Origin of the sequence: Citrobacter sp. RHB20-C16, assembly GCF_013890155.1 — a bacterium.
Lineage (GTDB): Bacteria > Pseudomonadota > Gammaproteobacteria > Enterobacterales > Enterobacteriaceae > Citrobacter_A > Citrobacter_A amalonaticus.
The window spans coordinates 4774462-4788147 of record NZ_CP057630.1; the positions used below are offsets into that span (position 1 = coordinate 4774462).

Below are 13686 nucleotides of genomic sequence, written 5' to 3' on the forward strand. Positions count from 1 at the left end.
GTATTTATACAGAACTGCTGGTGATTATATCAGCGAGGTCAGAGATGCCAACTGTGAAATCTCAATATGTGGCAGTAAGCGGCTGTCAAAAGTGTGCATCAGGTCGGCATTTTCCGGTTTAATCCAGCAGGCCTGCAACCCACTGCGGATCGCCCCGGCAACGTCGGTCGTCAGATCGTCGCCCACGTGCAGGATCTCGCCGATCGGCACAGTTAACTTTTCCGCCGCCAGAAAGTACATATCACTGAACGGCTTTGAGCGTCCGTCCGGACCGGCGCGCAGCACAAATTCGAAATAGTCGCCGAGGCCGAACAGCTCCGGCTGCGCGTTGCCGTTGGTGATCGCCACCAGCGGCCACTTTCTCGCTAACGCTTTCAGCGTGTCGTGCGTCTCTTGCGGGACATCGACCTGACTGCGCCACTTCGCAAAGTTCATCATCGCGGCATTCGCCCCCGCAACCGCCTCCTGCGCGGAGAGTCCGGCGTTTAGCATGGCACGCTCGACGGCGCGATGACGCCAGCGGGTGACATCGTGGTAAATTTCCGGCTCCGCTTCCCGTACCGCCTGACGCAAGCGTTGCAGATCAGTATTTTGCAGCGTGCGTAGCGCCGGATGGTAGTTTTGCACAAAGGCGAGCGCTTCCTGTTCGGTGCGCTGGATAACCGGACGGTTATCGTAAAGAGTGTCATCGAGATCGAACGTGATCGCCGAGATGGGTCCTGGAGACCGGTAAAAACGCATTATTTCCCCCGTTTGGCGCGTGGATGCGCCGCATCGTACACCGAGGCCAGGTGTTGAAAATCAAGATGAGTATAGATTTGCGTGGTCGAGAGGTTGGCGTGTCCCAGCAGTTCCTGTACGCCTCGCAGGTCACCGCTCGATTCCAGCATATGCGTGGCAAACGAGTGGCGCAGCTTATGCGGATGCACGTGGCTGTTTAACCCCTGCTTAATGCCCCACTCGGCAAAACGCTTTTGCACGTTGCGCGCGGAAATACGGTTGCCCAGCTTCGACAGGAACAGCGCGTCTTCCTCGCTGCCAAACAACCCGCGCAGATCCAGCCAGTGCTCAATCCACGCCACCGCATTGCGACCAATGGGCAGGCGACGCTCTTTGCTGCCTTTCCCCATCACCCACACTTCACCGCTGTCGAGATCCAGATGTTTGATGTCCAGCCCCACCAGCTCCGACAAACGCAGACCCGCACCGTACATCACCTCCAGCATCGCACGGTCGCGCACGGCGAGCGGATCGTTAAGGTCGATATCCAACAGACGGTTCACATCATCAACATCGATATTTTTCGGCAGATGGCGCGGCGTTTTGGGCGCCGGTACGCCCTTAGCCGGATTGGCATTCAGCTTGCCTTCGCGGATCATCCAGTCGAAGAAGCTGCGCAGAGCAGAGAGGCGTAGCGCGAGGCTCGCAGGGCCAAGTCCTTTACGGCGGCTGCGCACCGCGAAACTGCGCACCATTGCAGCGTCACATTGTTGCCAGCTTTGTAGTCCGGTTTCGCCGGCTAAAGCGATGATGGCATCAAGCTGACGCTGATAGTTTTTCAGGGTGATGGGGCTAAGCTGGCGTTCTACGCCCAGATAGCGCAGAAATCGGGTGACATCGGTGGCAAAGTCCGTCATACGCGCTCAATCCAGCGCTCCAGCAGATCCGGCATCATTAGCGCGATTTCATGCAGGAGTTGCGTTCCCTGGCCTGCCTGATAGTGATGCGTGTCGCGGCTGCTGAACAAAATGACGCCCAAATCGCCGTCACGTCCCAGCATCGACATCGCCACCGAACCAATCGCCTTCGCCTCCGGCAACACCACCAGCAATTCCGGACCGTTTAAGGTGCCCAGATAGTGCTGCTCCTGCCCTAGCCGCTGAATACGCAGCGGTTCGAAGGCCTGGCGGCTTAACGCCAGATGGGTATAGCTTGACGGCGCGCCGAGACGCCAGCGATCGGGAAACAGGCGCACCGTGGCACCGGCAAGGCCCAGTTCACGCGCCCAGCGATGAAAGCGCATCAGCATATCGTCCAGGCTGGTCGCGGCAACCAGACGTCCCTGCAAATGCAACAGGCGATAAAACAGGCTTTCGTTGGCATTCGCCTGCGCCATCAACAGCGACATATTTTCTTCAAGGACGTTAATGTGATTACGCGCGCGGGCCATGTGCCACTCAACGAGCGAGACGGTGCCCCGCACCGGGTGCGGCACCCGCATCGCTTCCACGGCATGCGCATTGCGGATAAAAAACTCAGGGTTTTTCTGCAGATAGTCGACGACCGCCCGGTCATCGAGTTCCGTAAGCGTTTCCTGTAGTTCTTCCCCTGGCTGCTTCATAGATGGATAAACCCGTCATAGACATGTGCCGCCGGGCCAGTCATGTATAACGGATGACCCGGACCTTTCCAGGCGATATCAAGGCGACCGCCCGGTAATTCCACGCGGACCTCTTCCGCCAGCAAACCTTGCTGAATGCCGACGGCGACGGCCGCGCACGCGCCGCTCCCACAGGCCTGTGTCTCTCCCGCGCCGCGCTCATAAACGCGTAGGCGAATATGCTCGCGTTTCATGATCTGCATAAAACCGATATTGGCCCGTTCAGGAAAACGTTCGTGACTTTCCAGAATCGGTCCCAGCGTTTCCACCGCCGCCGTATCAACATCGTCGACCTGAATCACACAGTGCGGATTACCCATTGAAACGACACCGCACAATATTGTCTGTTCCGCCGCTCGCATAATATAGGTCTTTTCCGCTTTGTTAGCGCGAAAAGGCACCTGCGATGGCTCAAAATTGGGTTCACCCATGTTGACGCGCACCAACTCATCGTCCGTCACGCTCAACACCATCCGCCCATTCGCCGTACTGACGCGAATATCACGTTTGTTGGTTAACCCCTTGAGGCGCACAAAACGGGCAAAACAGCGCGCGCCGTTACCACACTGCGACACTTCACTGCCGTCGGCATTAAAAATGCGGTAATGAAAATCCAGCTCAGGATCGTACGGAGGTTCAACCACCAGCAGTTGATCAAACCCCACCCCCAGATGCCTGTCAGATAAACGACGGATCAATTCTGGCGAAAAAAAGACATTCTGCGTTACCGCGTCGACGACCATAAAATCGTTGCCAAGGCCATGCATTTTAGAGAATTGCATTATTCACTCCGTTCACGCGGGTACAGAAACACACCGTCAGTAGTTCACCTGGGAAGGCCCATCTCCCGTGGCACGATCGTTTTGATCGGGCGTGGTGGATTGCGTTTGTGTATCAACCGGTTTAGTCGGCGGCGGTGCATTTTTATCAGCCGGAGGGAAATAGAGCGGCCCTTTAAGGCCACAACCCGTCAGGCTGAACAGAGTGAGAAGAACAGCGAGTGCCTGAAACACGTTTTTCATTATGGATTGCCTGTAAGTTCATACTTTCTGTTTTCTATCATCGCAGGAGAAGGCGTAAAAGCAAGAGTTTGCCTGTAATCTGCAACGCGATTTGTTTCAGGTTATACTGCCGCCATCACGAAAAAACGGGAAACGACAATGAACGACAGTGAATTTCATCGCCTGGCCGATACCTTGTGGATGACCATCGAAGAACGTCTGGACGACTGGGACGGCGACAGCGATATCGACTGCGAAATCAATGGCGGCGTACTGACCATTAGCTTTGAAAACGGCAGCAAAATCATTATTAACCGTCAGGAACCGCTGCACCAGGTGTGGCTGGCGACCAAACAGGGCGGCTACCATTTTGACCTGAAAGGGGACGAATGGGTTTGCGACCGGAGCGGAGAAACCTTCTGGGATCTGCTGGAACAGGCGGCAACGCATCAGGCGGGCGAAGAAGTCAGCTTCCGTTAAGTCTTATTTGCCGGATAACATCCGGCAAAACTATCACGAGAAATACTGCTGCAACTGCGGCGTGTCGTTATCCTGATTGGCTGGCGGAACGTTGCCGAGTGATTGTGCGCGGAACGGGATCACCTGTGCGCGCCCGTCCGTATTCACAATCTGATAGAACTGCGGCAGGTTGAAGTTGATGAAACTGGAGCCGTAGGTAAAGCGGTCGTGCGACGAGGAGTAGAAACGGCTGACGTCGCGCACCAGCTCTTCTTTGCTGCCTTCGCAGTGATGATACACTTCCGCCCGGTTACTCTCGTCCAGAATGTAGATGTTAAAGCCCTTCTCATCACCAGTCTCTTCAAAGAAGAACTGAATGATCCCTTCGCTGGCGAAGCCATCCACGACCGACGGCAGTTTCACCTGATTGGTTTCCACCTGAACTGACAGGCCGTGCAATTTGTTATGCGAAATTGCGCCGTAGAACTCAATGGCGTTTTCCAGCTTCTGTACCGACACATTCAGGCGTTCAAAGAACAGGCCCCATGTCTGACCGGAAACGCGCAGTGCCTTAAAGCGCCCTGTCTCCTGACGGGTACTGGAGAGACGCAGCTCGATGCACTCTGAAACCAGTTGCTGCACGCGGGTACGAATCAAACCACGCAGATGCTGGCTGTAGCAGAACACTTCCACGCTGTCCGGCGGCGCGGCGTCCTGGTGCATTTTGCCCAGAATCGTTTTCAGTGCTTCTATCATCGCCTGTTCGCCGTTGAAATGCAGCGTACGCACTTCATTCCACGAGTTGCGGTACAGCAGATCTACGCTGCCCACCAGGCAATTTTGCTCTTCGCCAAAGCTGAAAACATCCAGCTTACGGAAGTCAAAATGGACCACCTGATTGCGGAATGCCGCCGTCGGGTCATATTCGAGGTTAACGATGATCGCCAGATGGCGAATTTCACACGGGCTGTAGAGCGCTTTCGGCGTCGGCGCAGGCAAACGCAGCGGGAAATGGTGCGACACATCGGCCACCATCTCCTGCAATTTCGGCAGATCGACAATGCCGTTGCCCTTAATAAACAGATGCGTGCGCGACGTCAGCAGACCGTTAAACCACGCCCAGGCCACCAGCTTATTCAGATAGCGGTTATATTCCAGCGGCTGATGGCTGATGATGGAATCCATGTTTGGCGCACGGTTGTAGAGATACCAACCTGAACGGTTGGCGCGACCTGGCGGAACGTGGATAAAGGTTAAGTTCGGTTCAGAGAGGTCCGGCGAAATCTGTGGGTTCACCAGCGTAACTTTACCGGGTAACGCTTCAAACGCGGCGTACAGCTTACGGGTCAGAACGCCAATATCCTGCGGGCTGGCGCTGACACTGAGATTATTACGACGCGCAAAGCGGATCAGATTACGGTAGCTCTGCATCATGGCATCGAGCAGTTCGTTGTGCGCTTCACGTACCTGATCAATCTTCCAGTTCGCCCGGTTGTCGAGCATGGCCAGACGATTTTCGTCCCATCCCCACTCGCTTACTAACTGACTGAGCACTTCACGACGCCAGCCGACGCAGGCGCGTTCGCGGCTCAGTTTTTCGCAAACTTTTAAGTAAAAACATCGGCGCACTAAATCCAGGCGCGTCGGATCTTCAATCGCCGTGAGGTATTCCGTCACGCGTTCCAGCATCATGCAGTACGGGTCAAGACCAAACGAGACGATCTCGCCGTCATGCAGGCGCTGTTTAATGTCTTTCGCCAACAGGCGTGGATTGGGGTATTCCCAGGAGTAGGCTTCCAGCAACAGCGTTTTCAGCACCGCCTTGTACGGTGAATCGATACTTTTATACAGTTGCCAGAGGCTGGCGCCGAAGTACTCTTCAGCGGAGAGCGAGCTTAATCCGCCCAGGTCCAGCCATTCATTTGGCGTGAGCACACCCTGAGCGTAGAGCGTCATAACGTAGTCGTCGTAATGCTCTTCTTCATCGCCCGGCACCATATTCCACAGAATACGCTTACCGGCGAGACGCACCGCGGTGCGATAGAATTCATCAAGCAGCAGGATATGCTGCGTCGAACCACAGTCTTCACCACCCAGACTGCCGCTTTCGTTATGGCGGAAACGGTTTTCATCAATCAGGAAGAAGCTGACTTCCACACCCAGCGAAGCGGCCCAGCTTTCCAGCAGGCTACATTTACGCTGCAGCAGTTGTCGTTCTTCGCTGTCCAGCCAGGACTGGTGACACACCCAGATATCAAGATCCGACGAACAGCTTTGTCCGACAGAGGAGGTGCTGCCCATGGAGTAAACGCCGGTAATCGGCAATTCACCTTTTGGTGGATCCTGCGGCGCCAGACCGCGATACAGTTCCAGTTCGTTCAGATAGTGGCGTTGGGTTTCATCAGGCGTGTAAAAGCAAATGCCTCTGGGAACGTTACCATCGAGGTATCCCGGCATCAGCGGATGGTGATAGTGCAATAATGTCGGCAGAAGACTGTACACCTGCTGGAAAGCAGGTCCCATGGCAGCAAGCGCGCGATCCACACGCAGTTGATTAATGGCATCCAGTCTCTGTTTCAGAGTCTCAATATAGAGGTACAAGACGTATCGCCTGATGTTGCTACCCGTCATGCCGTCGATTGTCGCAGCGCGATCCGCTTACCAACAACCTTCACCATTCGGGATAAACCAAATGACAAAAATAACCGTTACCTTTTACGACCTTTTTTTTGTGCGTTCAGTCGAAAAAATGGCCTAAAACGTGATCAATTTAACACCTTGCTCATTGACCGTAAAGAAAGATGCGCTACATACAAGTGTAGCACCAATCGCTTCGCGTAAATTCTGAAGTACGCCCGGACGGTTTCTCGTCATTAAATACTGCCAGCCGCAACACAGCGTCTTATCCTTGACTTACCTTTGACCGTAACACTGACATCCCACTTGTAAGGATGTTAGGATGAACCACGGACGATAATGACGGTAACAAGCATGTTAGACAATGTTTTAAGAATTGCCACACGCCAAAGCCCCCTCGCGCTCTGGCAGGCACATTATGTCAAAGACGCTCTGATGGCGAGCCATCCCGGCCTGGTCGTGGAGCTGGTGCCTATGGTGACGCGTGGTGATGTCATTCTTGATACCCCACTGGCGAAAGTAGGCGGCAAAGGTCTGTTCGTAAAAGAGCTGGAAGTTGCGCTGCTCGAAAAACGTGCCGACATCGCGGTGCACTCAATGAAAGATGTTCCGGTTGAATTTCCGGAAGGTCTGGGACTGGTTACTATCTGTGAGCGCGACGATCCGCGCGACGCCTTTGTCTCGAACACATATAACACCCTTGATGAACTGCCTGCCGGCAGCATCGTGGGCACCTCCAGTTTGCGTCGCCAGTGTCAGCTGGCAGAACGCCGTCCGGATCTCGTCATTCGTTCACTGCGCGGCAACGTTGGAACCCGCCTGAGCAAGCTGGATAACGGCGACTATGATGCCATTATCCTGGCCGTTGCCGGTTTAAAACGCTTAGGGCTGGAATCGCGTATCCGCACGGCGCTACCACCAGAAGTGTCGCTGCCTGCCGTGGGGCAAGGCGCAGTTGGCATCGAATGCCGCCTCGACGATAGCCGGACTCAGGCGCTGCTGGCCCCGCTGAATGATGAAATGACCGCCCTTCGCGTCAAAGCCGAGCGCGCCATGAACACCCGCCTGGAAGGGGGCTGTCAGGTGCCAATTGGCAGCTATGCTGAAATCATTGATGGTGAGATTTGGCTACGCGCGCTGGTCGGTGCGCCAGACGGTTCACAAATGGTACGCGGAGAGCGCCGTGGCTCGCCCGATCAGGCGGAGCAGATGGGCATTTCGCTGGCCGAAGAGCTGCTGGATAACGGCGCGCGCGCGATTCTGACCGAGGTTTATAACGGAGAATCCCCCGCATGAGTATCCTGGTCACCCGCCCGTCTCCCGCAGGGGAAGCGTTAGTGAGCCGTCTGCGCACACTGGGGCAGGAGGCCTGGAGTTTTCCGCTCATCGAATTTACCCCGGGTCAGGATTTATCGCGACTGGCCGGGGTGTTTTCGACGATCACTGATAACGATCTGCTCTTTGTGCTGTCACAGCACGCGGTCTCTTTTGCCCATGCGCAACTGGAACGTGAAGGGCTGAAGTGGCCGGCCGCCGCGCACTATTTTGCTATTGGTCGCACGACCGCCCTGGCGCTGCATACCGTCAGCGGATATGACATTCGCTATCCACTGGATCGGGAAATCAGCGAAGTCTTGCTACAATTACCTGAATTACAAAATATTGCGGGCAAACGTGCGCTGATATTACGCGGCAACGGCGGTCGGGAGCTATTAGGCGAAACCCTGGCGGCACGCGGTGCAGATGTCACGTTTTATGAATGTTATCAACGTAGTGCTAAACCTTACGATGGGGCACAAGAAGCGATGCGCTGGCAGTCGCGCGGCGTGACAACGATAGTGGTCACCAGCGGGGAAATGCTGCAACAGCTTAACGCACTAATCCCGCAGTGGTATCGCGAAAACTGGTTACTACGCTGTCGGCTTATTGTCGTCAGCGAGCGTCTGGCGCACCTCGCCCGGGAACTGGGCTGGCAAGATATTAAGGTCGCTGATAACGCCGACAACGATGCGCTACTGCGCGCATTACAATAACTCTCATAATGGGAAGCCATAATGACGGAACAAGAAAAATCCTCCGCCGTGGTTGAAGAGACCAGGGAGGCCGTGGAAACTCAGCCACAGCCAGCTACTGCTGAAAAAAAGAGTAAAAACGGCACTGCGCTCATCCTGAGTGCGGTGGCAATCGCCATCGCGCTGGCAGCCGGTGTTGGACTCTATGGCTGGGGAAAACAACAGGCGACCACACAGACCGCCACCAGCGATGCACTGGCTAATCAACTGACCGCGCTGCAAAAAGCGCAGGAAAGCCAGAAGGCGGAGCTGGAAGGCGTCATTAAACAGCAGGCGGCGCAGCTTGAGCAGGCCAACCGTCAGCAAACTGAACTGGCGAAACAGCTGGATGAAGTCCAACAGAAAGTCGCCACGATTTCCGGTAGTGATGCCAAAACCTGGCTGCTTGCGCAGGCCGATTTCCTGGTCAAGCTGGCCGGACGTAAGCTGTGGAGCGATCAGGATGTGACGACGGCGGCCGCGCTACTGAAGAGCGCAGATGCCAGCCTCGCGGACATGAACGATCCCAGCCTGATTACCGCACGCCGGGCTATCACCGATGATATCGCCAGTATTTCCTCCGTCGCTCAGGTGGATTACGACGGTATCATCCTGAAAATTAATCAGCTTTCTAATCAGATCGATAACCTGCGTCTGGCGGATAACGACAGCGACGGTTCACCGATGGACGCCGACAGCCCTGAGCTTTCCAGTTCAATCAGCGAATGGCGCGTCAATCTGCAAAAAAGCTGGCAGAACTTTATGGACAGCTTTATCACCATCCGCCGCCGCGATGATACTGCGGTCCCGCTGTTAGCGCCGAATCAGGATGTCTATCTGCGGGAAAACATCCGCTCTCGTCTGCTGGTTGCCGCCCAGGCTGTGCCGCGCCATCAGGAAGAGACTTACCGTCAGGCGCTGGATAACGTCTCCACCTGGGTGCGTGCCTACTACGATACCGACGACGCCACGACAAAAGCCTTCCTTGAAGAAGTGGACAAGTTGAGTCAGCAGAGCATCACGATGGACGTACCGGAAACGCTGCAAAGCCAGGCGATCCTCGAAAAATTGATGCAAACCCGCGTGCGTAACCTGCTGGCACAACCGGGCGCCGCGCCATCTGAAGCGGTCCCCGCCCCTGCGTCTGAAGCACCGCAGGCCGAAATCCCGGCAGCCGCGCCGCAAGGAGAATAATGATGCTAAAAGTATTATTGCTCTTTGTGCTGTTGATCGCGGGTATCGTGATCGGCCCGATGATTGCCGGTCACCAGGGTTATGTCCTGATCCAGACCGACACCTACAATATTGAAACCAGCGTGACCGGGCTGGTCATTATCCTGATCCTTGCGATGGTGGTACTGTTTGCCATCGAATGGCTGCTGCGCCGCCTCTTCCGAACCGGCGCACATACACGCGGCTGGTTTGTGGGTCGCAAACGTCGTCGCGCCCGCAAGCAGACCGAACAGGCACTGTTGAAACTGGCGGAAGGAGACTATCAGCAGGTTGAGAAGCTGATGGCGAAAAATGCCGATCATGCTGAACAGCCGGTAGTGAATTACCTGCTCGCCGCTGAAGCAGCGCAACAGCGTGGTGACGAAGCGCGCGCAAACCAACATCTGGAACGTGCGGCAGAACTCGCGGGCAACGACACGATTCCGGTTGAGATTGCGCGTGTCCGTCTGCAACTGGCGCGCAATGAGAACCATGCCGCGCGCCACGGCGTGGATAAACTGCTGGAGGTGACGCCGCGCCATCCGGAAGTATTGCGTCTGGCGGAACAGGCCTACATTCGCACCGGTGCCTGGAGCTCGCTGCTGGATATCATCCCGTCAATGGCGAAAGCGAACGTCGGTGATGAAGAGCATCGTGCGATGCTGGAACAGCAGGCGTGGATTGGTCTGATGGATCAGGCGCGCGCCGATCAGGGCAGCGATGGTCTACGCGAATGGTGGAAAAACCAGAGCCGTAAAACCCGTCATCAGGTCGCCCTGCAGGTGGCCATGGCCGAGCATCTGATTGAATGCGACGATCACGACATGGCGCAGCAAATCATTATCGACGGTCTGAAGCGTCAGTATGACGATCGCCTCGTGCTGCCAATTCCGCGTCTGAAAACCAATAATCCAGAACAGCTGGAGAAAGTCCTGCGTCAGCAAATCAAGACCGTCGGCGATCGCCCGCTGCTGTGGAGTACGCTGGGTCAGTCGCTGATGAAGCACGGCGAATGGCAGGAAGCGACCGTTGCCTTCCGCGCCGCGCTGAAGCAGCGCCCGGACGCGTACGATTATGCCTGGCTTGCCGACGCGCTCGACCGCCTGCATCAACCGGAAGAAGCGGCCACCATGCGCCGTGACGGCCTGATGCTGACGTTGCAGAATAATCCCCCGCAATAACGCCCTGACGCCCGGTGACGCTTCGCGCTCCGGGCATTAATCGCATACACAAAATCATTCGGGATGCATCGAGGCGGCAAGTCTGAGGATCCCCGGGAGCTTACATGAGTCAGTGACCGGGGTGAGCAGGCGCAGCCAACAAAGGGGCAGCCTGGAGGATGACGTATATGCATAAAAAAACGCCCGCTCTTTTGGAGCAGGCGTTAAACAGGTCTGTATGACAACATAAATGGGTGCTTCACTCAACGTTATGTCCATGGTGTTTGATGAGGCCGAAGCGACATCTGTCTGTGGACGATAAGCACCGTAAACGGCTCTGCATCATTCCTGAGTTTATGAGGCACTATGGCGAGCATAAGAGATGGAATGAGCATCTACCCGACTATTATTGCACATTGCATGCCAGGATTGAACCGCTAAAAATAGGGATTAAGATAATTCGCTATCCCTGTACTGACGCGGGTTGTCGGCGATTTTGCCTTTTTCTGCCAGCCGGAAATACACCTCATTGTCGCTCAGCAGAGACAGATCTCGCCCGATATACAAAAGTGGAGAAATATCAGAATGTTAATCGTCACCAAATGGCGACAATGGCAAACAGGGTTGTCTCAGGGAAGCAACAGGGGAAAAGAAGAAAGTGTGGCGTAGAAAAAGAAAAACCCCGCCGAAGCGGGGTTCAAAATTGGTCGGCGAGAGAGGATTCGAACCTCCGACCCACTGGTCCCAAACCAGTTGCGCTACCAAGCTGCGCTACTCGCCGATGTACTGCTTTTTGAATTTTTAGTTCAATTCGTTAAGTCGTGGTGCGAGGGGGGGGACTTGAACCCCCACGTCCGTAAGGACACTAACACCTGAAGCTAGCGCGTCTACCAATTCCGCCACCTTCGCATTTCACAACTTTTAATAATGGGGTGGCTAATGGGATTCGAACCCACGACAACTGGAATCACAATCCAGGGCTCTACCAACTGAGCTATAGCCACCACTGCAAATCTTTGTTACGCGGTATCAAAACCACCGCAGCTCCAGCACCGGGTAAATGGTGCGCCCGACAGGATTCGAACCTGAGACCTCTGCCTCCGGAGGGCAGCGCTCTATCCAGCTGAGCTACGGGCGCTTAGCGCCGTTGCGGGGGTGGATAATACGGACTTCACACCCCGCTGTCTAGTGCCTTTTTAAATAAAATGCGCGTTTGGTTACGCTTTGCGCGTTTTGTCGCTTATTCCCCCGTTTTCTGGGCGATACCCTGACGGTTGAGGCCAAAAACCTTGTAAACAGCCGTCACGGAGAGCAGGAAGATGATGCCGACAAACAGCGACATACGGGTATCTTCATTAAAGTACATGCCGATCAGTACGCAAACCAGGAAAGCCATCGTCAAATAGTTTGCCCACGGGAACAGAATTGAACGGAACGGATGGCTGGCCATCGCCGCTTTATGCGCCCGACGAAAACGCAACTGGCTAATCAGGATCACAAACCACGGCACCATCCCCGGCAGCACGCTTGCACTATAAACATAGACGAAGACGCGCTGCGGATTAGGAATGATGTAGTTCAGGCACGAACCGACCAGCAGAATCGCAATCGACAACGCCACGCCCGCCACCGGAACGCCGTGACGGGAAACTTTCCCCATCGCCGCCGGCAGTTGACGATTCTTCGCCAGCGCGTAAAGCATACGCCCACAACTGTACATTCCGCTGTTACAGCCAGACAGCGCGGCGGTCAGCACGACAAAGTTGATAATCGCCGCCGCAGTAGTGATACCAATTTTGGCAAAGGTCAGGACGAACGGACTGCCGTTGCTGCCAATTTCGTTCCACGGGAAGATAGTGACGATCACGAAAATCGCTCCCACGTAGAAGATCAGAATACGCCACAGCACTTTACCTACCGCGCTACGCAGCGTGACCTGCGGGTTTTTGGCTTCGCCCGCCGTAATCCCGATCAGCTCCACGCCCTGATAAGAGGCGACCACAATACACAACGCGGTGAGGAAGCCTTTCCAGCCACCGGCAAAGAAACCGCCGTGCCCGGTCAGGTTACCAAAGCCAATCGGCTGCCCGCCGTTGCCAAGGCCGAAGAAAATCACGCCCAGACCCACCACAATCATCACGATGATGGTGGTGACTTTGATCATCGCAAACCAGAACTCAATTTCGCCATACAGACGAACGGCCGCCAGGTTTGCCAGCGCCACCAGTCCAACGGCAATTAGCGCCGGTATCCATTGCGCCATTTCCGGAAACCAGAACTGGACATAGACGCCGATCGCGGTGATCTCCGAAATACCGACCGCCATCCACATAAACCAGTATGACCATGCGGTGAGATAACCGAAGAACGGGCTCATGTAGCGGTGAGCGTAAACGGCGAAAGAACCGGCAACCGGCTCCAGGAACAGCATCTCGCCCATTGAACGCATAATGAAAAAGACGAACAGGCCGGCGACAATATATGCCAGCAGTACCGATGGTCCTGCCCATTTCAGGGTGCTTGCCGCCCCCATAAACAGGCCGACGCCAATGGTGCCCCCGAGGGCAATCAATTCGATATGACGAGCCTCCAGCCCACGCTGCAGCTCCGGTTTATTCTCTGCCATAAATCCTCTTGTCGTGTTTACATGCTTTCCGGCATTGCCGGTTATTGTTATGGGTACATCGCTGGGGGCGCATGTTTTCGCAAATTTGGCGAAATGGCAAACGAAGCATTAAAAAATTGCATTTTTTTGTAAAAACAGTGCAAAAATGAGGCAACATGGT

The 13686-nt window shown here is 55.2% G+C and carries 12 protein-coding genes and 4 tRNA genes; 5 read left to right on the plus strand and 11 right to left on the minus strand.

The window, feature by feature from the left end:
* Positions 1–24 precede the first annotated feature (24 nt).
* From yigB to HVX64_RS22830, 5 genes are read right to left on the minus strand one after another with little or no spacing between them, the layout of a single operon-like run.
* Positions 25–741: a 5-amino-6-(5-phospho-D-ribitylamino)uracil phosphatase YigB gene (gene yigB / locus HVX64_RS22810; RefSeq protein ID WP_042998810.1), complete on the minus strand. Its 717-nt coding sequence runs from the start codon at positions 739–741 to the stop codon at positions 25–27.
* A complete protein-coding gene (gene xerC, locus HVX64_RS22815; RefSeq protein ID WP_181825197.1) occupies positions 741–1637 on the minus strand; it encodes a tyrosine recombinase XerC in 897 nt (298 codons plus the stop codon). Before xerC ends, yigB begins: the two co-directional genes overlap by 1 nt.
* Complete coding sequence (locus HVX64_RS22820) at positions 1634–2341, minus strand: DUF484 domain-containing protein (RefSeq protein ID WP_042998808.1); 708 nt, start codon at positions 2339–2341, stop codon at positions 1634–1636. Before HVX64_RS22820 ends, xerC begins: the two co-directional genes overlap by 4 nt.
* Complete coding sequence (gene dapF, locus HVX64_RS22825; protein ID WP_044258296.1) at positions 2338–3162, minus strand: diaminopimelate epimerase; 825 nt, start codon at positions 3160–3162, stop codon at positions 2338–2340. Before dapF ends, HVX64_RS22820 begins: the two co-directional genes overlap by 4 nt.
* 36 nt (positions 3163–3198) lie before the next feature.
* Complete coding sequence (locus tag HVX64_RS22830) at positions 3199–3402, minus strand: lipoprotein (RefSeq protein ID WP_042326113.1); 204 nt, start codon at positions 3400–3402, stop codon at positions 3199–3201.
* 138 nt (positions 3403–3540) lie between these two features.
* Here HVX64_RS22830 and cyaY point away from each other — a divergent pair, with 138 nt between their 5' ends.
* Entirely contained in the window at positions 3541–3861 is a 321-nt protein-coding gene (gene cyaY / locus HVX64_RS22835; protein WP_042998806.1) for an iron donor protein CyaY, read from the plus strand.
* A 33-nt stretch (positions 3862–3894) separates the two neighbouring features.
* On the opposite strand, the gene cyaA is transcribed toward cyaY, so the two are convergent.
* Positions 3895–6441 (minus strand): class I adenylate cyclase, encoded by a 2547-nt coding sequence (gene cyaA, locus HVX64_RS22840; RefSeq protein WP_042998805.1) that lies wholly within the window; start codon positions 6439–6441, stop codon positions 3895–3897.
* Between the two features lie 390 nt (positions 6442–6831).
* On the opposite strand from cyaA, the gene hemC reads away from it, so the two are divergent.
* From hemC to hemY, 4 genes are read left to right on the plus strand one after another with little or no spacing between them, the layout of a single operon-like run.
* Positions 6832–7773, plus strand: a complete 942-nt coding sequence (hemC, locus tag HVX64_RS22845) for a hydroxymethylbilane synthase (protein ID WP_042998804.1) — start codon at positions 6832–6834, stop codon at positions 7771–7773.
* Complete coding sequence (hemD, locus tag HVX64_RS22850) at positions 7770–8510, plus strand: uroporphyrinogen-III synthase (RefSeq protein WP_044258294.1); 741 nt, start codon at positions 7770–7772, stop codon at positions 8508–8510. Before hemC ends, hemD begins: the two co-directional genes overlap by 4 nt.
* Positions 8511–8531: 21 nt before the next feature.
* Positions 8532–9722, plus strand: a complete 1191-nt coding sequence (gene hemX, locus HVX64_RS22855) for a uroporphyrinogen-III C-methyltransferase (RefSeq protein WP_044258292.1) — start codon at positions 8532–8534, stop codon at positions 9720–9722.
* A 2-nt stretch (positions 9723–9724) separates the two neighbouring features.
* Positions 9725–10921: a protoheme IX biogenesis protein HemY gene (gene hemY, locus HVX64_RS22860; RefSeq protein WP_044258291.1), complete on the plus strand. Its 1197-nt coding sequence runs from the start codon at positions 9725–9727 to the stop codon at positions 10919–10921.
* A gap of 683 nt (positions 10922–11604) precedes the next feature.
* Here hemY and HVX64_RS22865 read toward each other — a convergent pair.
* The 5 genes from HVX64_RS22865 to HVX64_RS22885 form a co-directional block, all read right to left on the minus strand.
* Positions 11605–11681: transfer RNA gene (locus HVX64_RS22865), tRNA-Pro, on the minus strand.
* Positions 11682–11722: 41 nt separating this feature from the next.
* A tRNA-Leu gene (locus HVX64_RS22870) sits at positions 11723–11809 on the minus strand.
* A gap of 19 nt (positions 11810–11828) precedes the next feature.
* Positions 11829–11904 (minus strand) — tRNA-His (locus tag HVX64_RS22875).
* 57 nt (positions 11905–11961) lie between these two features.
* Positions 11962–12038: transfer RNA gene (locus HVX64_RS22880), tRNA-Arg, on the minus strand.
* Positions 12039–12140: 102 nt separating this feature from the next.
* Positions 12141–13526 (minus strand): amino acid permease, encoded by a 1386-nt coding sequence (locus tag HVX64_RS22885; protein WP_042998800.1) that lies wholly within the window; start codon positions 13524–13526, stop codon positions 12141–12143.
* Positions 13527–13686: the final 160 nt, after the last annotated feature.

Coding starts and splice junctions, on each gene's coding strand:
- xerC (WP_181825197.1), bottom strand. CDS start 1,637: ATGACGGACTTTGCCACCGATGTCACCCGATTTCTGCGCTATCTGGGC.
- yigB (WP_042998810.1), bottom strand. CDS start 741: ATGCGTTTTTACCGGTCTCCAGGACCCATCTCGGCGATCACGTTCGAT.
- hemY (WP_044258291.1), top strand. CDS start 9,725: ATGCTAAAAGTATTATTGCTCTTTGTGCTGTTGATCGCGGGTATCGTG.
- HVX64_RS22885 (WP_042998800.1), bottom strand. CDS start 13,526: ATGGCAGAGAATAAACCGGAGCTGCAGCGTGGGCTGGAGGCTCGTCAT.
- hemX (WP_044258292.1), top strand. CDS start 8,532: ATGACGGAACAAGAAAAATCCTCCGCCGTGGTTGAAGAGACCAGGGAG.
- hemD (WP_044258294.1), top strand. CDS start 7,770: ATGAGTATCCTGGTCACCCGCCCGTCTCCCGCAGGGGAAGCGTTAGTG.
- HVX64_RS22830 (WP_042326113.1), bottom strand. CDS start 3,402: ATGAAAAACGTGTTTCAGGCACTCGCTGTTCTTCTCACTCTGTTCAGC.
- cyaY (WP_042998806.1), top strand. CDS start 3,541: ATGAACGACAGTGAATTTCATCGCCTGGCCGATACCTTGTGGATGACC.
- hemC (WP_042998804.1), top strand. CDS start 6,832: ATGTTAGACAATGTTTTAAGAATTGCCACACGCCAAAGCCCCCTCGCG.
- HVX64_RS22820 (WP_042998808.1), bottom strand. CDS start 2,341: ATGAAGCAGCCAGGGGAAGAACTACAGGAAACGCTTACGGAACTCGAT.
- dapF (WP_044258296.1), bottom strand. CDS start 3,162: ATGCAATTCTCTAAAATGCATGGCCTTGGCAACGATTTTATGGTCGTC.